The sequence below is a fragment of the Halalkalibacter lacteus genome (assembly GCF_036663595.1).
In the GTDB taxonomy this organism is placed as follows: Bacteria; Bacillota; Bacilli; order Bacillales; family Bacillaceae_D; genus Halalkalibacter; species Halalkalibacter lacteus.
Genome location: NZ_JAWRVL010000008.1, coordinates 1 through 24,299 on the forward strand (window position 1 = coordinate 1; position 24,299 = coordinate 24,299).

The following is a 24,299-nucleotide window of genomic DNA, read 5'->3' on the forward strand; positions in this document are numbered from 1 at the left end:
AAGTCCATGTTCTTCAAAGATTTGTCTTGGTAGTTTTCCTTTCTTATTTTGTTCTATAAAAATATGTTTAAATTCCTAAGTATAAGTGATTCCTATAGAGCTAACTGTCTTCACATACGGATTAAAAGACAATAGTTCCATTTCTTTCTCAGAAAAATTCTTTTTACTCATAAACTGATCCACCTTTTTTATTTAATTGTACACAAAAAGACCCTATAGAGCAGTCTTTTTCAAGTGTCTACTCTACAGGGTACATTTTAACCCACTCATAGCGGGCTTTAAAACAAGGCAACGGCTACGCTTATTGCTTAAACTTAAATGCCACTGAAAAGTTAAAAAGCAACCTTTTTCAGTGGCCTCGGACACGGCACTTCCTATGGCAAGTCGCTGGTATCCTCCACACTTACAAGGATTAGCAATGGGGTATTGCTGGGGCCGGTAATAGTGGGACATTACTTGCAACGCTTTTTGGTCCAAGGATTGCAGAGCTTGTTGGTTGGAACGGAGTTTTTGGAGTAGCCATTATCCCGTTAGCACTTGTTTTATTTTCCTATATCTTTTTGGCAAAAGAGCCTCCCAATCAACCAGCGCCTAAGCCGATTAAAGAATACTTTTCAATTTTTAAAGAAAAGGACACATGGTATTTTTGTATCCTTTACAGTGTAACGTTCGGAGGGTTTGTCGGCTTAGCAAGCTTTTTAAGCTACTTCTTCTCAACTCAATATGGTGTATCTGGGGTAAGAGCAGGTGATTTTGTAACGTTAGTAGTAGCAGCAGGAAGTTTCTTACGGTCAGTTGGTGGTATGATTGCCGACAAAATTGGCGGGGTACGATTATTACAATTTTTACTTATCGGAGTAGCGATATGTATGTTTGCTGTTAGTTTACTTCCGCCATTAGCTTTCGTAACTGTTGCCTTATTTCTAGGAATGGGTTGTTTGGGAATGGGGAATGGGGCAATATTCCAATTAGTACCTCAACGTTTCCAAAAAGAAATTGGTATGGTGACAGGTGTTGTTGGAGCAGCTGGCTTTATAACATTCTCTCTAGTAGCATTGATAGCACTTGGATTACTAGTTTTTGCTCAAGTCGGATGGAGAAAACAATGGAAACTGTCAGGGAAATCAGTCCGAATATAAGTGAAAAGGCGAAATACTAAACAGCTCTATAATAGATATCCTTTACTTTTGGTTTGGACAGGGAATCACCTGTACTTCCAATTTAAAGGGTATTTTTATTGTGAAAATTTAAAATCCTTTAAAGATGGAACAGGGGATGTCCTTTAAAACGAGTATATAGATTACAATAATATGATAAAAACCTTATTTCATCACTTGGTGCAAGCGTTTGCACTTTAGGTGCTTTTCCGGTAAACTATAGTAAATAGTGTTGTAAGTTATTTGTAACTTTTTTTAGCCCAATATACAAAGTATCGCATGCGGGGGAATGAAGTTGAAAAAAAGGTCAATATTTCTTCTAGTTATTATTGTTTTTACTACTAGCTTACTAGTTTTTATTTCTAATTCATTTGCGAAAGAAAACCCTAAAATAGTTGTTGTTTTAAAAGATTTAGATACAGAGTATTGGCAACTTGTTAAAGCAGGAGCAGATCAAGCTTTTCAAGATTTTAATGTGGACGGCAAGGTTGTTGCCCCTGGTTATGAACATGAAGATGATATACAAGATCAACTGTTAAAAGATATTCTTATAGAAAAACCATATTCATTAATTGTTTCTCCTGAAGCATCTGTTATCCCAATATTAGAGGAGTTTGTTAAAAAAAATATTCCTGTATTACTAGTAGATACAGATGACTCTTGGGAAAATAAAGTGTCTTATGTTGGGACTAATAACTTCCATTTAGGCAGATTAGGTGGGGCGTTATTAGCTTCGCAACTTCAGCCTGGTAATGAAGTGGCTCTGATTGGCGCAGATGAAAGCCATCCAGTTTTTAGTAAGCGGATAAATGGAGCTAAAGTAAGTCTAGAAGCTGCAGGGATCAAAATGGCAGTAGAAGATGATGAGTATGAGACAGGTAGAGAAGCAATGGAAACGATTCTGCGGGATCACCCTAATATAAAAGGAGTATTTGCACCAACGGATCTCATGGCACTTAGTGCTTTGGATGTCATTAAGGAGCAGGGACTTCAAATACCGGTTATCGGAGCAGATGGGATTAATGAAATGATTGAATTGATAGAAGAGGGATTATTACCTGGTACAGTAGCGCAAAACCCTTATGATATGGGTTATTTAAGTGTTGAAGCGGCAATGAAAGTGATCAAGGGTGAAAATGTTGAAGAAAATATTGATAGTGGTGTAGACATTATTATCAAAGGTAATGCAGAGCAACGGCTAAAATTCCAGAGAAGGTTGTTGAGGTAACGCGCCAGTAGTATTCATTAAAAGTCAATGGTTCTGATGAGGAGGAATTCTTAAAGGACCTAAGTAGATTGTTAGAAGGAAATAAAATAGAAGCTTGCGTGCAGGGAAAACGTGATCGGTATTTTCTTTAAATAGGAGATGATCTGATGGACATGTGGGTAGGAAAAATTAAAGGATATAATTGTGATGGGGAATTTATAGGAACGTATCGGGCTGTTATTGTGAAGGATGGGGATATTCTCTTTAGGATGAATTTATATTTTGACGCTACAAATAATAAAAGCAAATGTCCATTTAAAAAGAAAGTCTATTTTAGTTCAAATCTAGATGTGTTAAAGAGAAAGTTTAGAACTTCATTACCTACAAAAGAAAAAGCAAAAGTACTATGGAAAAAGAAAGTTGGCGATTGTTGAGTCGCTTGAAAAAAACGTGGTTCTGTCCATCAGAGTTTTTTCTGATTGATCGACAGCCACGTTTTTTGTTTTAAATCAGTATCATAGAAAAAAGTCTTCTTAAATATAAATTGCTTTGTCTGTAGTCGAATTATATAAATCACAACGAAGATTCGAAATACTCTAATTAAATGTATGCTTGCTCACCTCTATACTGAATTTATACAAGAACATCTGTAAAACTATATACATAGACTAATTGAGTAATCACACTTTTATTTTGAGGAGGAAATAAGTGATGCATACTGTTCAACCCGGAGAGACGCTATGGGCTATTGCCAATCGTTATGGTGTAACGCTTCAAGAACTCATGTTTATTAATGCCATTACAAACCCAAACATAGTTTATATAGGTCAAGTGCTTAGGATTCCTCGTTTTCCCCCAACACCTTTACCGCCAACACCAACACCAACACCCATACCAACAGGTATAGCACAACGTGTCGCGCGTTTAGAAACACAAGTTGAGGAGTTAACAAGAAGAGTTCGCCGTTTAGAGTTTGGTCGCTAATGTAGCAATGGAATCCATTTTGCGGGTCAATAGCAATCCATTTAAAGAATGAAGTTATACTTTAACTAGGGTGTAAGGAAGTCGGGAGGTAAAAGAATAACACGCAACCATGAACAGACAATGGTTGCGTGTTATTTGCTGTTAGCTTATATATTTTAGCTATTTTTGTTTACCGGTACTTTTCCCTATTATTAACTCAGCTTGTTTTGTTATAGCTTTAGGAATAGTTTTATTTTCGTTAATTCGCTTTAAAAGCATGTCAACTAAAGTCCTGCCTTGCCATTCAAAGTCTTCATGAACGGTGGTAAGTTTTGGTCGTATATTTTTAAATATATCAATATGTCCAAAAGAAATTAAAGATATATCATCTGGGATCGTATATCCTTCATCTAATAGACAGTTTAATGCAGTTATAGCGGTTACTTCATTAGAAAGCAATAGGGATGAAGGATGTTCTTCTTTGTACAGATTTTTTATAAAGTTGTAGCTGTCTTCCATAAATCCCGGAGTTTTTAGAAGATTATTTTCATTAATAGGAAGTCCATATTCCTTTAAAGCTTGCTCAAATCCTTTTATTCTTTCTATGTTATGCGAGAGTAATTTCCCTTTTATATCTCCCACAATTATTTTTATATTTTTATGCCCTAAATCTAATAAATACTTAGTAGCTATATATCCACTATTTACATGATCAAAGCTCACGTAATTATCATCATGTTCGTTAGAGTATTTCATATTAAAGACATAAGGGATGTTATCCTTGTCTAATTTTTCACTCAAAGTATCATTGGCTGTAGAACCTAGTAGAATAAAACCATCTGCTGTATTATTCTTTATTACATCAATGTAGGAATCATAATTAATTCCAGCTGGATTAATTAATAAAATGTGGTACCCATAACTTTGTGCTCTCTCTGTTATAGCTTTTAACAGTAGAGGATAAAACGGGTTTAATATAACTTCACTAAACTCTTGTTGAGTAACGACTAGACCGATAATGTTATTTTTGCCAGATTTAAGTGTTCTTGCGGCTGTGTTAGGAACAAAACCTAATGAGTTCATTGATTCTAACACTTTACTTTTCGTTTTTTCACTAACTTGAGTAGATCCATTTAATACTCTTGATACAGTTGATTTCGTGACGTTAGCGTGTTTAGCAACATCATATATAGTTACTTTTTTTATTTTAATCACCTACCTTTAAGTTGAATTTTGCGCCTCAAAAAGTGAAAAGATACCTTCCTCTCGATTGTCAAGTGAAAAAACGTTTCGGTATCGATCCCATTATATAATACATCTATTGATAAAGACAAATATAGAATTAAAAAAATATAAAAAAGGATATTGACATTAACAATCTATTGAATTAGTATTTAGTTACAACATAACGGTATCGATCCCGGATATTAAATTACTGTAATATTAACAATTATAGTTTTTTTAAAAAGAATTAATGGTATCGATCCCAAATTTTATAAAAAGGATTTGGTAAACGAAATTTAATACTTATTTATTTTTTGGAGGGTTATGGAAGCGTTATCATTAGGAAGAATTTAGTGAGGGGGAGAAAAATTGATTGTATCTATTGGGAGTGACCATGCGGGGTTTCCGTTAAAGGCGACAGTAATGAAATTTCTAAAATCTAAGGGAATTGAAGTTATTGATCATGGAAGTTATACACCTGATCCTGTCGATTTCCCTGATATTGCACGAATGGTATGTGATTCTGTAAGGAATGGCCAAGCAAATCGAGGCATTATGGTTTGTGGTACTGGAGTTGGAGCAAGTATTGCAGCAAATAAGATTCCAAGAATAAGAGCAGCTGTATGTCACGATATCCATTCAGCTTATCAATGTGTGGAACACGATGATGTAAACGTGATGTGTATCGGGGCCAAAATTGTAGGAGATTGGCTAGCTAAAGATTTAATTGAAGCCTTTCTCAAGGCAGAATTTAGTACGGAAGAACATTGTAGACGTAGGGTAAGAAAGTTGGAATTATTAGAAAAAGATTCAGCTAAAGAATTGCAAGATAAATTATCTGATTATTAGTAATTTTCTTTCTTTGGAAGGGGGAATTTCGTAATAAGACTTATGATATTAAGTTTTGGGACTAATCATTATTTCTGAAAGCTATTAATTGGAGGGGATGAAATGTTTAGTTTTAAGAAAAAGAAGATTTTAAATATTATGATTGGAATTTTAATCGTTGTCAGTTCAGTAGCTTGTGCTAATCAATCATCATCAGAGTCTGAAGGGTCCACAAATGATGAAAAAACAAAAATTGTTTTTTGGCATAATTGGGAAACTGGTCCTTCTGGGGAATCATTAAAAAAATCAGTAGAATTATTTAATGAAACACATCCACATATCGAAGTGGAAGCGGTTTATGTAGCCCCTGATGGAGGTGATGCAGTTGGTTCGAAATTATTAACTGCTGTTGCTGGTGGAAACCCTCCCGATGTCTTCTTTACTAGTCGATATGGCATTGCAGAATATATGGATGCTGTCACCCCGTTAAATGAGTTTGCTGAAAGAGATGGTATTAGTCAAGATCTATTTTATGATTGGGCGTGGGGTGAAGCAACATATGAGGATACCTTACTCGGTTTACCATATGACGGTACCGCACGAGCCTTATTTTACAATAAAGAACATTTTAGAGCAGCGGGCTTAGATCCAGACAATCCTCCAACAACAATAGAAGAATTAGAAGAAGCTGCAAGAAAGCTAACGATTAAAGAAGGAAACAGGTATGAACAAATTGGATTTATTCCATGGTTTGGTGAAGGATGGTTATATAGTTGGGGTTGGGCTTTTGGTGGAGAATTTATTGATGAAAACGGAACAATAACGGCTAACGCGCCTAAGATAGTAGAGGCGCTAGAGTGGGAAACAGATTTTGCAACAGAATATGGAATTGAAACACTTAACAGCTTCGTAAGTTCAGCTGGAACGAATGCAACGAACCCATTTATAACTGGACAATTATCAATGATGGTAAATGGGAACTGGATGTTAGGCCAGATTGATGAATACGCTCCCGATTTAGATTATGGAATAAGTTATATTCCGACACCGACCGGGGATGGTTTTACAACCTATTTAGGAGGGCGAGCTCTCATCATGCCTAAAGGTGTAAAGAACCAAGAGGAAGCTTGGGAATTCATAAAATTCATGTGTACAACTGAGGAAGCACAAAGTTTGAAAAAAATTGCAGGAGATTTTTCGGCAATCGCTGATGTCAATCAAAAAATTTATGGAGACGATCCTAAACAAGAAATATTCCTTGAAGTGATGCCGAACGGACATCATCGTCCTGTAATTCTAGCTGGGAATATGATGTGGGATGAATTGGCAAAGGCTCCTGAATTAGTTATGAATAATCGCGGTAGTGCTCAAGAAGTATTAGATGAAATTACTAAAAAAATAAATAGGGAAATAGAAACGAAAAAAGCTGAATAAAATAATTACCTTTTTAACAGAGAAGGATTGATGGATTCTTCTCTGTTAAATAAAAGGGGGACATTATGTCAAATCCGGAACCAATTCAAAATGATATTGTTGTGCAACGTAAAAAAGATGAAGAGCCTAAGTTTAAACTAAACAAAAAGAAGGTGCACCATTTTAGTATGGAACATCAACGTGCTAGAGCGGGAATCTTATTTGCTACACCGTGGATTATAGGGTTGTTATTATTTTATGCTTATCCATTGGTTAGCTCGTTGTATTTTAGTTTCACGAATTACAATGTTATAAGTGAAACGAAATTTATTGGACTAGATAACTATGTAATCTTATTTCAAGACAGACTATTTTGGAAAAGTATATCTAACACGCTTATTTACGCAGCAATGTTTGTGCCTTTGAGCATCATCGTAGGTGTCAGTTTAGCTATTCTTTTAAATCTTCCCATCATTGGGCAGGGGTTTTTTAGAACCCTATTCTTTTTACCATCTTTATTACCAGTGATCGCTTTATCGATATTATGGCAATGGCTATTAAATTCTCAAATTGGACTTGTTAATTATTTGTTGGATTTAATTGGGATAGCTGGTCCAGGTTGGTTAAGTGATCCCACTTGGGCAAAGCCATCGCTTGTCGTGATGATGCTATGGGTAATTGGGAATGCCATGTTAATTTATTTAGCTGGCTTACAGGATATTTCGCAAGATTATTATGAAGCAGCAGAAATGGATGGTGCAAACTGGTTTTGGAAAGCGATGCATATCACTTTACCATTGTTAACACCTGTTATTTTCTTTAACTTAATCATGGGAGTTATTCAAGCATTACAAGAATTTACTCTGCCTTACGCCTTAACATACGGTACAGGTAGTCCAGCTGAATCCTTACTCTTTTACAGCATGCATCTCTACAATAACGCATTTTTATATATGAAAATGGGATATGCTTCATCGATGGCATGGGTTTTATTTATTGTCATTATGGCCATTACACTAATTCTATTTAAAACGTCAAAAAAATGGGTGTTTTATCAAGGCGATTAAGGAGCTGGAGGTGTAATTGTGAAAACTCAATTAACAGTAAAAAAGATATGGATCTATTCATTTTTAATAATAGCAGGGGTAACATTTGCAGCGCCCTTTGTTTGGATGATTTCTACTTCATTAAAACCTAATTCACAAATGTTTTCTTATCCGCCGCAATGGATACCTGATTATTTATATTTTGAACATTATATAAAGGCAGTAACGGACATTAAATTTTTTACATTTTTTCAAAACTCACTAATCATTTCTTGTCTTTCAACTATTGGGGTAATGATTTCTTGTCCTTTAGCTGGATATGCATTTGCTCGATTGAAATGGAAAGGTCGAGATACATTATTTATCGTCACTTTGGCAGTAATGATGATCCCATTCCCGGTAACGATGGTTCCCTTGTTTGTTATGTTTTCAAAATTCAATCTAGTAAATACTTTCTTGCCAATGATAATCCCAACATTTTTTGGTGTTCCATTCTTCATCTTTCTTATGCGTCAGTTTCTTAAGCAGTTACCAAAAAGCTTGGAAGATGCAGCAAGAATAGATGGTTGTTCTGAATTTATGATTTATCTAAAGATTATGCTTCCATTGTGCCAACCAGCCATTTTAACGATAGGTTTATTTCAATTTATGTTTTCATGGAACGACTTTTTACAACCATTAATTTATCTTAATGATGAATCCATGTATACATTGCAGTTAGGACTTCAGCAATTCAGGTCAGCACAAGATACAGCATGGGGACCAATGATGGCAGCGTCCGTCTTAATTTCATTACCAATTATTGCTATCTATTTCTTTGTACAAAAAGCTTTTATTAAAGGTATTTCATTTGGTGGAGTTAAAGGGTAATTCCTTTTACTTATATAAAAAATAAAAATAAAAATAATAGGATGGTGTTTATTATTATGGGTAATGTTAGTTTAAGAGATAAGTTTTTTGGGTGTATTTCAGGAGTTCATATTGGTTCTGCCATGGGGGCGGCTGTCGAAGGATGGAGCTATCAAAAAATAGAAGAAGCCTATGGTACTTTGCAAAATTTACAATCATACGAGCACTATAACAATGGTTGGGTGAGAGAGCCAGGTACAACGGAAGACGGTGTGGAAAGACAAAAACTTATGATTACAGCAATGATTGAAAAAGAAGATCGTGTAAATGCTGAGGACGTTAAAAAGATTTGGATTAGAGATATTAAACCAGAATCAATTGGGATGATCTCAGAGCCATTCGAAGCAACATTACTGTCAATGGCTAAAAGCGATATACCTGCTGTAGATTTAGGGAAATACTGTGATTATTCAGGGTTAAATAGTTTTGCACGTGCTTGCCATCCTATTGGATTAATAAATGCAGGTGATCCAATTGGAGCTTTGGATGATGTATTTGAAGTTGGGCAACTCTATCAATCTAGTAATAGTAGAGGGTTAAAATGGGCTTCTGTTACGGCAGTTGCTATTGCATCAGCCACTAAGCCTGGGGCAACAGTTGATCGTGTTATTGGAGATATCTATGATTTATGTGATCAAGACCGTGTCGTAAAAGAAATCGACAGAGAGTTGAAACATACAGCTCATTGTAAAGATTTTAGAGAGTTAAGAGAAACGTTTGATAGTGTTTATACGGGTGAGGGAATGGACTATGCGTATGCATGGGCAAATGAAGTTGTTACAAAAGGTATTTGTATCTTTAAAATGGTTGATGGCAACCTAAAAGATGCAATGGTATCTGCTGTCAACATGGGAAGAGATGTGGATTGTATCACTGCTGTAGCATCTGGTATTTCAGGCTCTCTTACAGGTGCTTCTTCTATTCCTGAAGAATGGATCAAACAAACAGACTATGCTACAAGCCTTAATAAAGTGACAAATTCTCAAAGAACAATTCGAGAACATTCAGATGGGTTATATCGTGCCTATCAATCTCGACTTACAAAGATCAAGAATTTTGCAGATAAGATGTTAGTTGAGGAAAATGTCATATAGTACATGGAAGATGATGGAAAGCGAATTCTCTCCATTTGTAGTACTAATCTAACAAACAAAGAGAAATGTATATTAAAACAATGGGTTCAAAATAACTCACTATTAAAATGGGAAGAACACTTGTGTTTAGCAGAGTGTAGCACTTGCTCCTACCATAAAATTGTGAAGGTTCAAGACCAAGTTTATCGTGCTAAAAATGTAAATCAGCTACTAAGCTTTATAAAATTTAGATTGTAAAGCTATAACTTTTAATCATAAGTAATGTTTTCTAAACGAAGCTCAAAAAATCTTGTTCTTGGAATCTGGTGTAAACGCCAGATTCCTTTTTAAAGAAAAGTTTTAAATATACTTATTAGGAAAGAGAGTTGTTTATTTTTGGGGAAATTATTAGTTGTCGGAAGTATTAATATGGATATTGTTAAGAAAGTACGCAGGTATCCATTACCTGGTGAAACGATAAAGTCATTAGATTTGACTTACTGCCCTGGTGGTAAGGGAGCTAATCAGGCAATGGCTATTCATTTAAGTGGTTGCGAGGTATATATGGTAGGTGCAGTAGGCCAAGACCCAATAGGGAAGCAATTACTTTCTCATTTTGACCATTTAGGAGTAAACACGAACAATATAGATGTAATAGAAGGGACATCAGGAATGGCTTTTATTACGGTTAATGAACGGGGAGAAAATCATATAGTGATATCTGAAGGAGCTAATGCTAATCTATCAAAGGAAAATGTAGAATTAGTAATACGGAATAGCTCATGGGGAGAAGGGGATACGGTGTTGCTTCAAAATGAAATTCCCTGGACTGTTACAAAGTTTGTGATTGAGCAGGCCTCCTGTAAAGGAATCCAAGTGGTCTTTAATCCTGCACCTGCTTTAAAAATTCCTGAGAACGCTTTTTCCTTGATTGATACCCTAATATTAAATGAAACAGAAGCACAATATATCACAGGAATGAAGATAAGTGACCATGCTGAAGCTTTAAAAGCTATCCAGTCGTTAATTAATCGTGGTGTGAAGGAAGTCATCATCACATTAGGAGAAAACGGCGCTTTATACCTCAATCAAGACCAAGATGAAATTTTCCAACCAGCTTTTTCGGTAAAAGTAGTTGATACTACTGCAGCTGGAGATACCTTTATCGGAACGTTTATTGCTGCAAGAGGAAATAGTTATCTGTCCACAGACCATTGTCTACGTTTTGCAAGTGCGGCAGCAGCGCTTACGGTTACTAGACAAGGAGCACAGAGTTCAATACCAACGATTGCAGAAGTAGAAACTTTTTTAAGTGACCAAGTCGAAAGTAGGCTTAGGTAAAATATAAGTGTAAATTGGTAAAAATAGATATGGACTGAGGGGGAGACCATGCTTAAACTAAAGATTCAGTGATGTGCAGTTTCTGTAATGGCTGTCATTTGGTGGTCAATGACTCTTTACCCTGCTTATTTTCGTTCCACGCTTTTATAGATTGTAATCATTATCACTTTGTGTTGGTCAATATAAAAGTATAAAAGGTCTTACGAGCACTTCTTCTCGAAAGACCTTTTAATGTCGCTTACGATAATTGTCTGTTTCATAAAAAGTCATGTTTAGTCCAACATTGGTAGGACAAAACCCTTCATAATTGAATAATTAAAATAAAAACACTCAACTATTTTCTTTCATTAAAAATATTTTTCTGCACGATTGTGAATAATATTAATACACAAGAAATATTCAAAAGGGATATCTGTCATGCTTTAATCTGAGCATGATATTTACCAATTTACATATCATTTAAAGTGAGGGAACAATTGTGTTTAGACAAATTAACGGTAATGCATAGGCTTGTTTGGTTGTTGAACCATGTATTTCATAGCTTTTATCAGTATGACTCTGATGTTTATCATTCGTCATTTTACTACACAGGAGAGCGAAATCGGTATTAGAAAACGTCAAGAGTCAGGTGCAATGAATATTAGCAATTCGTTGAAGTTGTATGAAGCTTGTCAGCGTGAAGGAATTACTCTTTGTTATCATAATCATGATTTTGAACTTGAACGACTGAACGATGGGAGAATGGCGCTTGAGGCTATTTTTGATGATACAAACCCAAGCCATGTCCAAACAGAGCTTGATGTATATTGGTTAACGAAAGCTGGAGAAATTCCTACAGCATGGATTGATCGATACCAAGGAAGAACACCGTTAGTCCACTTAAAAGATATGACGACAGACGATGAACAATTTTTTGCGGAACTAGGAACAGGTGGCGTTGATATTGAAGCGGTACTAGCTAAAAGAGAAGAAACGAATGTTTGTTGGTGGGTTGTTGAACAAGATGTTAGCCGACGTTCGCCTTTAGAAAGTATTGAAATAAGTATATACTACTTGAAGGAAAAGTTACCGCAGCTTGCTAATAAATAAAAGGGCTAACATTATGAAATACATACGAATGCGAGAAGCCGAGTTTATTGAAATAATAAATGAGATCTATACTTCCACAGCAAACGACCACTCAAATCGGTATGCAAAATAAAAAAATAGCAGATAAGCACCAAACTGTCGATATAGTAAGCAGAATAAAACATTCAGATAATGATCGAGTCATGCGTTTGGTTTATGGAGAAGAAGATGTTACGGGAACAGAACATGAGTTACTTTCCCTTATCGAAAAAACGTATTCGAATGAGCAAAAACCTATTTTATATCAGTCTTGTGGAACAGAGGATTTTTTGTATGAAGACAATATTCGGTTTAAAGAGCTGTGTGAAAAGACGAATTATCAATTGACGACTGATTTTGGACCTGGTGAACATGAGTAGGGATATTGAGATAAAACAATACAAGGTGTATTGACTTGGCTTCCTTTAAGAATCAATAATTGTAAAATGTAGGAGAAATTCTATTTGATAGAAAAATAACATAAGACCGTTGAGAGCTCTTAGCTCTCAACAGTCTCTTTTGCGTGTACGATTAATTTCTTCTTTCTCTTTGCTGTTATTCCTTCAATATATGTATATAAAGAGTGTGGTACGTCGCAGGAATATTTCCCTGCTCTGTTAGGAAACGCTCCTTATAAATAGTGCACATTTCTCGAAATAAGGAAACGGACTGACTTTGGTGTTCGGTGTTGCTATTAGATGCACCAATTTTATTAATGCTTTTCAAAAAATCTCTTACCTCAGAAAACATTTCCACATGTAGTTCTTCATAGCCATTGACGTTACATCTAGTTTCATCTGAGTTTCCTTGGCAAATTGTAAGGAGGTCTTCTAAAGAAAGAAAGCGCTGACTGACTTCTACTCTTTTTTCATAAGAGATCTTCAATTTAGCAGCTTGCATTGATTGATTCAATTCATAAAAGGTAGATGGACCGAAAGTAGAAAAGAGAACTTGGCCACCCCTATTCAAATGATTGCATGTTTTGGCAATCGTATCAGACAAATGGTTAAACCATTGAAAGGTAGCATTGGAAACAATTAAATCGTAGTTTCTAGTTAATTTTACTTCTTCATAATCACAGCAAGTGAAAGTGACATTTTTATTTTGTACATAGTGTTTTGCGGAATCAATCATACCTGGAGCTAGATCGATTGCATCGATCAGAGCATCTGGGTATTTATCAGCAAGTTGTTTAGTAAGTAAGCCTGTTCCAGAGCCAATTTCTAAAATAGAAGTAGGTGGATCAGCCGGTTCAGGTTGTGTAAAACTGAGCAATGAAGCCGCCATGATTCTCTGAACATTAGCGTAGTCATTATAGGTTGCGGAGTTTTTAGAAAAACGTTTTTCTAAAAGGGATTTATTAATCATCAATCACACCTCTTTATGTAGGGCTTGAAGGAGAATCTCAGCACATTGATGAGATTTTGTGAAAAAGGGCAAATGACCACTATCTATTTGGTGAAAAGTAGAATTTGATAATTTGTTTAAAAGCCATTTTCCTGCATGGATAGAAATAATCTTATCTTGTTTTCCATGAATGATATGAGTAGGTTTCTTAATATTGTGTAGGCTATCTCGGATATCGGTTTCCATTAAATAATCCAAACCTAGTTGTAAGTCTTGTTGTCTAAGAGAACGAGGGGTGTATTCCTCTATAAATGACTCGAAAAATGGCATTTCTCTTTCTTTTTTTGTAAACATTTTTTGATAGAAAGAAGCTAATGTTTTTCCTTGATTTAGAGCTAAGTTATCCTTCATTGCTTCTAGTGATTTTTTCGTCCAGCCAAATGGGAGATCAGATGCTGCATCTTTTAGAAAACGAGGAGTCGAACTGAATAAGATGACTTGGTCTATTTTATCTTGATAAATAGAAGCAGCCTTAAGCGCAGTAATGCTCCCTAAAGACCATCCTACAAGTGTTACAGAATCTGACGGATTTAGATTTGTTATCAACTCAACCACTCTCTTATCAATATCTTGTGAAGAATGGAGGTTAGACCATGAAACTTGCTTAACAGATAAGTCTTTTGATAAAGAGGAAAATAAAGGACGCCATATCTTTTGGTCCGTAGCCCATCCTGTTAAGAAAACAATAGTCTTGCTCATACAATTAATCACCCACCCTTATAATTTATTATTTAGTATACAAGATAGAAAGTTTATTGTTAACCCATAAAAACAATATAGTTAACAAATGTATTGTAGTGTTCAATATTCACAAAAAAGTGTTTTATGTTAAGCGCTTACATGATTTCGTTTAAAGTTGGTATGGAGATAGTATATGATTGTGTCACTGTTCCGTAATAAAGAGACTAGAAAGGAGGTAACTGGTGAAAGAAAAAAGGTAGGATTTAATCGAGCTGAAAGACGTCTTAATGCAATTATAGCAATTTTATAGTATTTCAGTGTTGTTTAGATTCTTTTCGTGAAGTGAATGGAGAGAGTTTTTATGCTCGAGCAGATGAGTATGGAATTAAATAAGAGGATTTTAATCACTAGTCTAAAAAATGGAGGGCTTTTTATTGTGAAGAATTTTAAACGTATGGTAACAATGACACTCGCAGGCACAATGCTTTTAACTAACGCATCATGTTCAAAAAATATTACAACTCCAACAAATAGTGGGGAAATGATACATGCTGTAACGACCGACAAGGCGATGTATGATCCAGGAGATAATGTTGAGATTCATATTGATCTAAAAAACAGTAAGGGAAGTGACTTTACAGGGACGATTGAGATTAACGCAAAACATCTTGATAGTCAGGTTGGTTCAACGATTGAAAAATCTTTCTCATTAACTAACGATGAAACCGACAGTATTATAGCAAACTGGGAGGCACCTTCAACAGATTTCAAAGGCTATTTGCTTGAAGTAGATGTTAGAGATTCATCTAATAATCTACTAGACTCAGACACTGTTGGTGTTGACGTTTCATCATCATGGACAAAGTTCCCCCGTTATGGGTATGTGTGGGATTTCACTGAAAATGTTGATGCTTCTCAAAGAATTGAAAAACTAAAGGATTACCATATTAATGCCCTTCAATATTATGATTGGAAATATCGTCATCATAAGCCAGTTGCGGATAATCTGGAAGTTTGGGATGATTGGACTGGTAGAGAGATTTATGGGGATTCAATCAAAAGCTATATTTCTGAAGCTCACGACGTAAACATGGTCAACATGTCTTATAATATGGCGTATGCTGCAGTCTCAGGATATGAGGACGATGGTGTGAAGCAAGACTGGGCCCTATATTATTCGGATAACAACGATAACGGAGAAGGTCATTTTCAATTTAAAATGTTAGATGAAACTCCAACAGGGATCACCCATTTATATTTCTTCGATATGAGCAACAAGGAGTGGCAAGATTATATCTTTGCCGAGTCAAATAAAGTGTTTGATGTCTTTGAATTTGATGGCTGGCATTCTGATACGGTTGGTGAATGGGGCGAGATGCAAACTGCTGACGGGAAAACTCTCTATGTAAAAGATACTTATACTGAGTTCCTGAACGCTGCTAAGGAAGCAATTGGCGATAAGTACCTAGTATTTAATCCAGTTGGAGCACAAGGGATTGAAAATGTGAATATAAGTGATGTGGACGTGTTGTACACAGAAATGTGGCCATGGGATAGAGATAGAGATGGAGAGCTGTATCACTCATATTACTCTTTGAAGAAAGAAATTGAGAGAGCTAGAGAGGAAAGCGGAGGAAAATCGTTAGTCATCCCTGCTTACATGAGTTACGATTACGGAGAAGCAAATCCAGGAAGCCCCTTTAATACGTCAGCTGTTTTGTTAACTGGTGCTGCTGTCTATGCGGCAGGAGGTGCACGTATGGAGCTTGGTGATGATGGGAATATGCTAAGCAACGAATACTTCCCAGCTCAACACTTATATATGACGGAAGAATTAGAGCAACGTGTAGCTAAACAATATGACTTCATTGTTGCTTACCAAAACTTGCTTCGAGATGGACAAACAGAAACTACGAACCGAATTGAAGTTTTAAATTATGATAACAATCCATATGGCGATCCGAACACAATTTGGACATATAGTAAACAAGACAGTAACTATGAAATCATCCAGATGATTAATCTATTAGGTGTTAGCCAGAATGACTGGAGAGCAAATGATGGTCAAAAAGAAACTCCAGATAAAGTATCTGATTTCAAAGTGAAATATTACTATTCAAATGAAGTAAATTCTGTTTGGTTAGCTTCCCCGGATAACAATGATGGCCGTTCACAAGAGCTATCATTCATGAAGGGACGTGACGAATACGGGAACTATGTGGAAATCACTGTTCCTTCATTAGAATATTGGAACATGATTTACATGAGTAGTAATACATCAGATGGTGTTGAAAATATTGGGACTGGATTAACTCAATCAATGAATAATTATATTGAAAGTGGTGACGTAAGCGGACCATTGGTTAAGCAGCTTACCGATACACTCAATCAAGCAGATCATCATTTAGAGAAAGGTTCAAATGAACAGGGGATCAAATTTTTAGAAGATTATTTAGCCCATTTAAATCGTAAATCAAATGATCAAAACGTCTCTACTGAGGCAAGAGATAATCTAAAAGAGACCGTTGAAGCATTGAACAACTACTTAAGTCATGGGGAAGAAGAAATTACGATACCAGCTGAAATCATCAACGGTGGCTTTGAAAGAGGGGACCTAAGAGGTTGGAATATAACGGGTTCCAATGTCGGTGTCGATGGTAATGATGTAAATAGTGGAGAATACAAAGCTTACTTCTGGGGTGATAAACCTTATGAACAAAAAATCGAGCAAGACCTTTCACTTATAGAGAACGGCGTTTACACCGTCACTGCTATGGTTAAGCAAAACACGGGTACTCCTACGATTAGTAGAATGGAAATATCAGGCTACGGTGGAGAAACAGTATATACGGACATTCCACATGAGGAAGAGTACGTTAAGATTAATGGAATAGTTGAGGTAACAAATGGAGAACTAACTATTGCTTTCCATCAAGCAGCTGATGGTTCTACAAATTTACAAATTGATGATGTTGAAATTATAAAAAATTAAAACCGTTTCAATTAAGTTATTAAATAAAAGAAAAGTCATGACCCAATAATAATGGGGTTATGACTTTTTCTATTGATTACGAGAATTCAAAATGGTTTTATCGGAGTGGTGTATTATTTTATGATTTTATAATGATATAAAACACCAACGAAACACATAGTAAAAAATGGATGAATGATCGTAATATAAGACACCTCATTCGTAATGCAAACGGTTTCTAGAAAACGATTTCAGATAGATAATAAGCATGTACTAAAAAACAAGGGGGAAGTAAAAATGAAGAAAATGAAATTATCTCTTTTCTTTTCAATGTTAATTTTACTTGTTGTTGTAAGCGCTGCATGTTCATCAAGCGATGATACTTCAAGTAATAATGATGGATCAAAAGTGGTACTAGACTACTGGCACACTTATGGAGAGCAAGAAGAAAAAGTATTAGTAGAACAAATAAAGCCGGCATTTGAGGAAGATCATCCCGATATTGAACTTAAGCTTACTAGGCAGCCTCAAGAAGGCTTAAAGCAACAAGTTATTGCTGGTGTGGCTGGCAATGCTGCACCTGACTTAATGAGAATGGACATTGTTTGGACATCTGAATTTGCAGAGTTAAATGCATTAGCAGAAGTAAGTACTTTTGAAGGTTTCGACGAAGTTAAAGAACAACTGTTTGAAGCACCAATGTCTACAAATTTCTATGATGGTGGTTATTATGGATTACCAATAAACACAAATACAAAAGTAGCTATTTATAACAAAGAAGTACTCGAAAAAGCTGGTTATAGCGAACCGCCAGCAACAATGGACGAACTTGAGGATGTTGCTCGTAAAGCGGTTGAGGCAGGAGCAATGGGTGGAATTTCGATTACAGGTGTAGGACAAACGTGGGATTACCTTCCATACTTTTGGAGTTTAGGCGGAAGATTAACAGATGATGATTTTACTCAATTTGAAGGTCATTTAAATAGCGGGGAAAGTTTACATGCTTTAGAAACGATTGTTCGATGGAATGAAGAAGGATTAGTGAGTCCAACTATGCTCGGGGGAGAACCAGGAACATGGGAAGGAATTGACAGAGGCGAGTATTTAATGATTGATGATGGTCCTTGGTTCTTCAGTATTTTAATGAATGAAGAAGGAAAGGCAAATCCTCTAGATTATAGTGTGTCGGCACCAATTCCTGAAGGTGTAGGTGGAAGTCGTTCTGTTATCGGAGGAGAAAATTTAGTCATCTTTGAAAACTCAAAAAATAAAGAAGCAGCTTGGGAATTCGCTAAGTGGATGACTGGCGAAAAGGCGCAAACAATTATTGGTGTAGAAACAGGGTTAATTCCAACTAATATGACGGCAGCGCAAACTCCTGAGTTTTTAGAGTTGCCATTTATCGGGCCATATGTTGAACAACTTGAAACGGCTCTTCCTCGTACTCCATTACCACAATGGTCTGAAGTTGAGCAGATTATTACATTAAATATCGAAAAAGTGCTTCGTGGAGCAATGGATCCCAAAGAGGCGTTAGACGACGCGGCAAAACGAGCTGATGAAATTATTAATAAGTAATTTTGAATAAAAAGAGGGTGACTCAAAACCAAAGGATCTGCTTCCCTAGTAACGAGTAGGGGGCAATCCCTTCTTGAGAAACCCTCTTTCACCAAAGTAATGCAAAAGGGGTGAAAAAATTGAGTCAAACAGATGCTCAGGTTCAAATGAAACAGAAAGAACCAAAGAGGAAGAAGGAACGAACTAACCTGAAAAAGGGGTTACAGCAATGGAAAGAAGTCTTTCCATTCATTATATTAGGCTTAATTGGTACAGGTGTTTTCGTTATTTATCCATTATTTAAAGGAATCATCATGAGTTTTCAAGATTACAACATTATGCCAGGTGCAGAAAGCCCATGGGTTGGTTTTGAGAATTATTCACGAGCATTTGAGGATCAAAAGTTCGGTTACGCTGTTAGAAATACATTTCTAAATACAATTGTTACAGTCCCAATAAATTGGTTTTTAGGTATCTTCTTTGCGGTGTTAATTAATCTTCAATTTATTAAATATAAAATTACATTTAGAACGTTGTATTATTTACCAATTATCACATCGTGGATTGTAGTAGCATTTTTATTCCGTTATTTATTCGCGTCTGGTGAAAGTGGTTTTATTAACTTCGTACTGTATACACAATTAGGAATTATTGAACAACCAATTAGTTGGCTGCAAAATCAATGGACAGCCATGTTTGTTATCTGGTTGTTCCACATTTGGAAAACAGTAGGTTGGACAGTCGTTATTTATTTGGCAGCATTACAAAGTATTCCGAAATCATTATATGAAGCAGCAACGATTGACGGAGCAAATGGTATTAAAATGTTCCGTTTTATTACGATTCCAATGCTTGCGCCAATAACGATTTTTGTTGTGATTCAATTGGTTATGGGTGCATTTAACATCTTCCCGCAAGTGTATTTCCTAACTGGCGGCGGACCGATGAACCAAACGGAAGTTATCCAAAGTATGATTTATACAGAAGCCTTTGAAAACATGAACTTTGGCTATTCATCAGCACTTGGGGTTATGATGGGCATAACGATCTTTATCGTTACTTGGAGTCAGCAAAAGAAGATTGGGAAACAAAAATTTTATTAGTTAGGGGGGAGAACGTTGAAGAATAAGTCAGAATTATTTTGGAAAATCGTCGTTTATGCAATTTTAATTCTTGGGGTTATTGCGTTTATATTCCCGTTTATTTATATGATATTGACCACCTTTTTAAAGGGGGCCTATTCACTACCAAGGCCGAGTGAAGTATTGGCAGCTAGACCTAATCTCGATAACTATGTAGACGTGTGGACCGGATACAACTTTTATCGGTACTTCTTAAACAGTTTATTAATAGCAGGTGTAGCAATGGTTGGAGGGCTTTTTCTAGGGGCGATGACGGCGTATGCCTTTGTTCGATTTGAATTTCCGTTTAAAGAGTTTTTATTTAGAACATTCTTATTTACGATGATGATTCCGCTCGTTTTGGCGATTGTTCCACAGTTTACGGTTATCAATAGCCTTGGACTAGTAAATACGTATTTAGGACTATGGTTAATTTATATTGGTGGAGGAGTAGTCGGTTCTACTTTCTTCTTGCGGGGTTTCTTTGAGACCATTCCTAAAGATTTAGAGGAATCAATTCTTATAGATGGTGGCGGAAATTGGAGAATATTCTGGAATATTTATTTGCCATTATCCAAACCAGCTTTAGGTACAATGGCAATTTTTGCTTTCTCAGGAACATGGGATGAGTACTTCGTTGCTTTAACCATCATTAAAGACGAAGCAATGCGTACTTTGCCAATTGCTTTAATGATGTTCCAAGGGCAGCATGCGAGTAACTGGTCATTAGTATTTGCGGCATCAATCATTGCCATTCTACCAGTTATGATTGTTTATATTATTTTCCAAAAGAAGTTTGTGAAAGGAGGCCAATCAGAGGGGGCTGTTAAAGGATAGAGGAATGCTATCTTTAAAATTAATAGAATAGAATTAATCAAGTATAAGTAATACCTTGCTACAGTATAGGAAGAAAGTTATGATGAAACCAAGAAATTGTGTAAATAAAAGCGGGGTTAAATGATGACCAATCTAAGTATGAATAAAAATCGATTCGCTACAAAAGTGGTAGTAGTCATTTTAATTGTGAGTTTAATCCCAACGATATTTAACAGCGTTTTCTTTTATGTATCATCATCAAATATCATTAAAGAAAATGTAAGAGAATCGTCTTTGCAAACTGCTCGTCAAGCAGCAGATTCGCTGACTTATGTATTAACTACAGGTAGTGACATGGCAGATCTTATTTACAGCAATGAAAGACTACAAGAAGTTGTAAAACAGGATGTAAATGAAGAACTACCCGAAATTGAGAGGCTAGAAAATCAACAAACGATGAATGCGTTCTTGAACGAGAATATATTTTCTAGCTCTTTTGTACGAATGATTTATGTTCTTAAAGAAGAAGGTTCAAGCTGGGGAAGTGGAAATTTTTCTTGGTTTAAATTTTCTCAATATAATTTGCGAGAACTAGATTGGCCTAAAAAAACAGTTGAACTAGATGGTGAGCTATTATGGCAGGGGCTTCAGTTTGATCGTTTTAGTGGGGCAGGGGAACGCGCCGAGTTGGTATTGCCGATTAGTAGGGTAATGAAAGATTTTGAAAATCTGAACAATATTGCCTATATTCAAGTTTTTCTAGATGGGAATGCTGTATTAGAAAAAATTAATCAGATTAAACTTGGGAAAACTGGACATTTCTTTGTCGTTGATCAACAAGGGAAAATAATGATCGATTCAGATATTAGTAAAATCAATCAAACAATCTCGAATGAACAATTGTATCATCGTGTTATTAATAAGGAAGAAATAGAGTTTGAGTTTGATGAAAATGGACGTGCTTATTATGGGGTCAAACAACCACTAGCCAATGGCTGGACAATTGTAGGAATTGTCCCTATTCAAGAAATTACCGGTCAATTATTAACGATTCAAACCATTGTGGTGCTAACGTCAATCGTATTTGGCATATTGGCAATGATGATTGGCTATTTCTTTGCCAACCGAGTGACTGATCCAATTAAGGTACTTACAAGGCAAATGAAGCTAGTAGGTGAAGGAGATCTTAATGTTCGGACAAACGTGCGAACATCTGATGAAGTTGGAGTTATGAGCACGGAGTTTAATCGAATGCTTGAAAAGGTTGAGCACTTAATGGATCAAGTAAAAATAGAACAAGTCCAAAAAAAAGAAGCTGAGCTACGTGCCGTAAAACACCGTATTAATCCACATTTTTTGTTTAACACACTTAGTACGATTCGGTGGTTAGTGAAATTTAATCAGGTTGACAGGGCAAATACGGCTTTGGCTGCACTAACTAAGTTACTTGAGGCGAATATGGGCAAAAAAGGAACATTCGTTACAGTAAAAGAAGAACTAAACATTATTGAGAAGTTCATTGACATTATGCAAATTCGTTATCAACAAACCTTCCATCTAAAACTGGATATTGATCAAAAAGTGAATGATTTTTTCATTCCCCAGATGTTACTACAGCCGATCGTGGAAAATGCTATTTTTCATGGGATTGTACCAACTGGTATGGAAGGTATGATTCAAATATCGGGCCGGAAAATAGACGATAAAGTAGAAATAGTCATTCAGGATAATGGGAAGGGAATGGATGAGGAAATACTAAACCAGATTCAGCATACACTTTACTCAATGAATAAGCCTGTTGGAATTGGCTTACTTCATATTTTTGATTCAATGAACCTTTATTTTGGTCCGGATTCTGCAGTAGAAATTGAAAGTAGCGAAAAGGGAACTGTCGTTAAGCTGATCATGAAACCGAAAAACAGAGGTGTGAATCATGTATAACGTAATAATCGTTGATGATGAACCAGTAATCCGTTTTGGTTTAAAGGCTTCTGTAGAATGGGAGAAAGAGGGATTATCTCTTATTGGAGACTTTCCTAATGGGGAAGAGGCCATAAATGCAATGAAGAAACAACATGTTGATCTTTTAATTACGGATATTAAAATGCCGATTATGGATGGGCTAACTTTAATGAAGAAAGCAATAGAACTCTTTCCGAAATTAAAGGTTATTTTAGTAAGTAGTTATAACGAATTTGAGTACGTCAAAGAAGGGATAAAATACGGGGCCGTTGACTATGTTTTAAAGCCGACATTAGAACAAGAAGAGTTTGTCCAATTAATTCAAAAATGTGTAAACAAAATGGATGAAGAAACAAACATTGAGAAAAAGCTCATTTTTGTTGAACAGACGACCTCTTTGCATGAACGGAAAAAGGTAGAGCAACAATTAAAACGTGTTCTTGCAAATGAAAAAGACTCTTCTCACTTTAAAGAAATAAAGAACTCGATGTCTGGTTCTCTTCTCGTTATTAATATGAAGATCAACGATGTAGCAAATATTGAAGAACAGTACGGGATATTATTTAAAAGTTTCACTCTCGAAGAAATTCAAGAGCGATTTTACTCAAAATATGAGAAAGGTGTTTGTCTTGCCATTTCGGAGACAGATCTGCTCTTTTTCATAGAGGCAAATTGTAATCCAGTCAAATTGATCCATCAATTGAATGATGAAGTAGTGAAGAAATCTGGTTTGAGTTTTTCATTTGGATATGATGTTATTACCAACTTATACGAAGCGGATATAGGCTTTCACAGAAGTTCTTTGGCTTGTGAGAGACGGTTCTTTTATCCTAATGAAGTTGTTTTTTCCTATAAAGAAGGAAAAGAAACACAAGAAAAGCCATACCAAGTAGAACAATTAAAAGAGTTACTGTTGCCAGTTGATGAAAAGAAGGTAGCAACGTATATAGAAGAGCGATACGAGCACTGGCAGCAAGGTGAAATACAGCCTTCTGACATTAAACAAGAAGCATGTGATTTAGTAACAAGCTTGTTTGGAAATAAGCTCGCTCTCTCCTTACTACTTGATAAATGTGAACAGTTAAAAAAAATTGAGTCATTATATGAGTTGTACACGGTCCTTACTAAACAAATTGCGGAATGTATTCGACTGATCTCAGATCTGCCTCAAAAGTCGAGCGTTGATAATGAATTAATGGAACGTGCGTTAAGCTATATTCACCAGCATTATACAAAAGAGTTAACGCTTCAAATGGTTGCCGATTATATTCATATTAGCCGAAATTATTTTAGTGTTCTATTTAAACAGTTTAGTGATCAAAATTTTATTGATTACGTAATTGACCTTCGTATTAAGAAGGCAACCGAGCTATTAATGAATACGTCGTTAAAAGTGTACGAAGTTGCTGCAAGATCTGGGTTTAAAGATGTCAAATATTTTAGCAAACTATTTAAAAGGATAACGGGCTATTCACCTGTAGACTATCGGAGTGAGCATCAAAAATAGGAGGTGACT

At 35.8% G+C, this 24,299-nt stretch carries 20 protein-coding genes and 2 pseudogenes; 18 read left to right on the forward strand and 4 right to left on the reverse strand.

Going from position 1 to position 24,299, the window contains the following annotated elements:
- Positions 1–171 (reverse strand): annotated as a pseudogene (locus tag SAZ04_RS07575) (HTH domain-containing protein); the annotation flags it as partial.
- Between the two features lie 196 nt (positions 172–367).
- Here SAZ04_RS07575 and SAZ04_RS07580 point away from each other — a divergent pair.
- The 4 genes and pseudogenes from SAZ04_RS07580 to SAZ04_RS07595 all read left to right on the forward strand — a co-directional run.
- Positions 368–1,139 (forward strand): annotated as a pseudogene (locus SAZ04_RS07580) (MFS transporter); the annotation flags it as partial.
- A 313-nt stretch (positions 1,140–1,452) separates the two neighbouring features.
- Complete coding sequence (locus SAZ04_RS07585; protein ID WP_332693497.1) at positions 1,453–2,385, forward strand: sugar ABC transporter substrate-binding protein; 933 nt, start codon at positions 1,453–1,455, stop codon at positions 2,383–2,385.
- Positions 2,386–2,531: 146 nt separating this feature from the next.
- The gene (locus SAZ04_RS07590) at positions 2,532–2,798 is read left to right on the forward strand and encodes a hypothetical protein (protein WP_332693500.1); all 267 of its coding nucleotides are present in this window, start codon (positions 2,532–2,534) and stop codon (positions 2,796–2,798) included.
- 277 nt (positions 2,799–3,075) lie between these two features.
- Complete coding sequence (locus tag SAZ04_RS07595) at positions 3,076–3,348, forward strand: LysM peptidoglycan-binding domain-containing protein (RefSeq protein WP_332693503.1); 273 nt, start codon at positions 3,076–3,078, stop codon at positions 3,346–3,348.
- Between the two features lie 159 nt (positions 3,349–3,507).
- Here SAZ04_RS07595 and SAZ04_RS07600 read toward each other — a convergent pair whose 3' ends face one another.
- Positions 3,508–4,542, reverse strand: coding sequence for a LacI family DNA-binding transcriptional regulator (locus tag SAZ04_RS07600; protein ID WP_332693506.1), 1,035 nt, complete (start codon positions 4,540–4,542; stop codon positions 3,508–3,510).
- Between the two features lie 378 nt (positions 4,543–4,920).
- On the opposite strand from SAZ04_RS07600, the gene rpiB reads away from it, so the two are divergent.
- The 8 genes from rpiB to SAZ04_RS07640 all read left to right on the forward strand — a co-directional run bounded on the left by rpiB (position 4,921) and on the right by SAZ04_RS07640 (position 12,648).
- Positions 4,921–5,400, forward strand: coding sequence for a ribose 5-phosphate isomerase B (gene rpiB / locus SAZ04_RS07605; protein ID WP_332693508.1), 480 nt, complete (start codon positions 4,921–4,923; stop codon positions 5,398–5,400).
- 102 nt (positions 5,401–5,502) lie between these two features.
- Entirely contained in the window at positions 5,503–6,813 is a 1,311-nt protein-coding gene (locus SAZ04_RS07610) for an ABC transporter substrate-binding protein (protein WP_332693511.1), read from the forward strand.
- A gap of 65 nt (positions 6,814–6,878) precedes the next feature.
- A complete protein-coding gene (locus SAZ04_RS07615) occupies positions 6,879–7,859 on the forward strand; it encodes a carbohydrate ABC transporter permease (protein ID WP_332693516.1) in 981 nt (326 codons plus the stop codon).
- An 18-nt stretch (positions 7,860–7,877) separates the two neighbouring features.
- Complete coding sequence (locus SAZ04_RS07620) at positions 7,878–8,708, forward strand: carbohydrate ABC transporter permease (protein WP_332693519.1); 831 nt, start codon at positions 7,878–7,880, stop codon at positions 8,706–8,708.
- A 56-nt stretch (positions 8,709–8,764) separates the two neighbouring features.
- Positions 8,765–9,841 (forward strand): ADP-ribosylglycohydrolase family protein, encoded by a 1,077-nt coding sequence (locus SAZ04_RS07625; protein WP_332693522.1) that lies wholly within the window; start codon positions 8,765–8,767, stop codon positions 9,839–9,841.
- Positions 9,842–10,216: 375 nt separating this feature from the next.
- Positions 10,217–11,161, forward strand: a complete 945-nt coding sequence (rbsK, locus tag SAZ04_RS07630) for a ribokinase (protein ID WP_332693525.1) — start codon at positions 10,217–10,219, stop codon at positions 11,159–11,161.
- Between the two features lie 528 nt (positions 11,162–11,689).
- A complete protein-coding gene (locus SAZ04_RS07635) occupies positions 11,690–12,250 on the forward strand; it encodes a sugar phosphate isomerase/epimerase family protein (protein WP_431308975.1) in 561 nt (186 codons plus the stop codon).
- Positions 12,251–12,309: 59 nt separating this feature from the next.
- Positions 12,310–12,648, forward strand: a complete 339-nt coding sequence (locus SAZ04_RS07640; RefSeq protein ID WP_332693528.1) for a hypothetical protein — start codon at positions 12,310–12,312, stop codon at positions 12,646–12,648.
- 175 nt (positions 12,649–12,823) lie between these two features.
- Here the strand turns inward: SAZ04_RS07640 and bioC are convergent, their stop codons facing one another.
- Positions 12,824–13,636, reverse strand: coding sequence for a malonyl-ACP O-methyltransferase BioC (gene bioC / locus SAZ04_RS07645; protein ID WP_332693531.1), 813 nt, complete (start codon positions 13,634–13,636; stop codon positions 12,824–12,826).
- 3 nt (positions 13,637–13,639) lie between these two features.
- Positions 13,640–14,374: an alpha/beta fold hydrolase gene (locus SAZ04_RS07650; protein ID WP_332693534.1), complete on the reverse strand. Its 735-nt coding sequence runs from the start codon at positions 14,372–14,374 to the stop codon at positions 13,640–13,642.
- A gap of 418 nt (positions 14,375–14,792) precedes the next feature.
- Between SAZ04_RS07650 and SAZ04_RS07655 the strand changes: the two genes are divergently transcribed.
- The 6 genes from SAZ04_RS07655 (at position 14,793) to SAZ04_RS07680 (ending at position 24,290) form a co-directional block, all read left to right on the forward strand.
- Positions 14,793–17,348, forward strand: a complete 2,556-nt coding sequence (locus SAZ04_RS07655) for a glycoside hydrolase family 66 protein (RefSeq protein WP_332693537.1) — start codon at positions 14,793–14,795, stop codon at positions 17,346–17,348.
- 276 nt (positions 17,349–17,624) lie between these two features.
- Complete coding sequence (locus SAZ04_RS07660) at positions 17,625–18,905, forward strand: extracellular solute-binding protein (RefSeq protein WP_332693540.1); 1,281 nt, start codon at positions 17,625–17,627, stop codon at positions 18,903–18,905.
- A 119-nt stretch (positions 18,906–19,024) separates the two neighbouring features.
- The gene (locus tag SAZ04_RS07665; protein ID WP_332693543.1) at positions 19,025–19,987 is read left to right on the forward strand and encodes a carbohydrate ABC transporter permease; all 963 of its coding nucleotides are present in this window, start codon (positions 19,025–19,027) and stop codon (positions 19,985–19,987) included.
- A 15-nt stretch (positions 19,988–20,002) separates the two neighbouring features.
- Complete coding sequence (locus SAZ04_RS07670) at positions 20,003–20,842, forward strand: carbohydrate ABC transporter permease (RefSeq protein ID WP_332693545.1); 840 nt, start codon at positions 20,003–20,005, stop codon at positions 20,840–20,842.
- Between the two features lie 120 nt (positions 20,843–20,962).
- Complete coding sequence (locus SAZ04_RS07675) at positions 20,963–22,762, forward strand: cache domain-containing sensor histidine kinase (protein ID WP_332693547.1); 1,800 nt, start codon at positions 20,963–20,965, stop codon at positions 22,760–22,762.
- Positions 22,755–24,290 carry a response regulator transcription factor gene (locus tag SAZ04_RS07680; RefSeq protein WP_332693549.1) on the forward strand — a complete coding sequence of 512 codons (1,536 nt, stop codon included), beginning with the start codon at positions 22,755–22,757 and terminating at the stop codon, positions 24,288–24,290. The genes SAZ04_RS07675 and SAZ04_RS07680 overlap by 8 nt, the downstream gene beginning before the upstream one ends.
- Positions 24,291–24,299 lie beyond the last annotated feature (9 nt).

Excerpts from the sequence above, each read along its gene's own strand:
- SAZ04_RS07635 (WP_431308975.1), top strand. The coding sequence starts at position 11,690 with ATGTATTTCATAGCTTTTATCAGTATGACTCTGATGTTTATCATTCGT.
- SAZ04_RS07595 (WP_332693503.1), top strand. The coding sequence starts at position 3,076 with ATGCATACTGTTCAACCCGGAGAGACGCTATGGGCTATTGCCAATCGT.
- bioC (WP_332693531.1), bottom strand. The coding sequence starts at position 13,636 with ATGATTAATAAATCCCTTTTAGAAAAACGTTTTTCTAAAAACTCCGCA.
- SAZ04_RS07660 (WP_332693540.1), top strand. The coding sequence starts at position 17,625 with ATGAAGAAAATGAAATTATCTCTTTTCTTTTCAATGTTAATTTTACTT.
- SAZ04_RS07675 (WP_332693547.1), top strand. The coding sequence starts at position 20,963 with ATGATGACCAATCTAAGTATGAATAAAAATCGATTCGCTACAAAAGTG.
- SAZ04_RS07625 (WP_332693522.1), top strand. The coding sequence starts at position 8,765 with ATGGGTAATGTTAGTTTAAGAGATAAGTTTTTTGGGTGTATTTCAGGA.
- SAZ04_RS07610 (WP_332693511.1), top strand. The coding sequence starts at position 5,503 with ATGTTTAGTTTTAAGAAAAAGAAGATTTTAAATATTATGATTGGAATT.
- SAZ04_RS07680 (WP_332693549.1), top strand. The coding sequence starts at position 22,755 with ATGTATAACGTAATAATCGTTGATGATGAACCAGTAATCCGTTTTGGT.
- SAZ04_RS07615 (WP_332693516.1), top strand. The coding sequence starts at position 6,879 with ATGTCAAATCCGGAACCAATTCAAAATGATATTGTTGTGCAACGTAAA.
- SAZ04_RS07590 (WP_332693500.1), top strand. The coding sequence starts at position 2,532 with ATGGACATGTGGGTAGGAAAAATTAAAGGATATAATTGTGATGGGGAA.
- SAZ04_RS07650 (WP_332693534.1), bottom strand. The coding sequence starts at position 14,374 with ATGAGCAAGACTATTGTTTTCTTAACAGGATGGGCTACGGACCAAAAG.
- SAZ04_RS07640 (WP_332693528.1), top strand. The coding sequence starts at position 12,310 with ATGAGATCTATACTTCCACAGCAAACGACCACTCAAATCGGTATGCAA.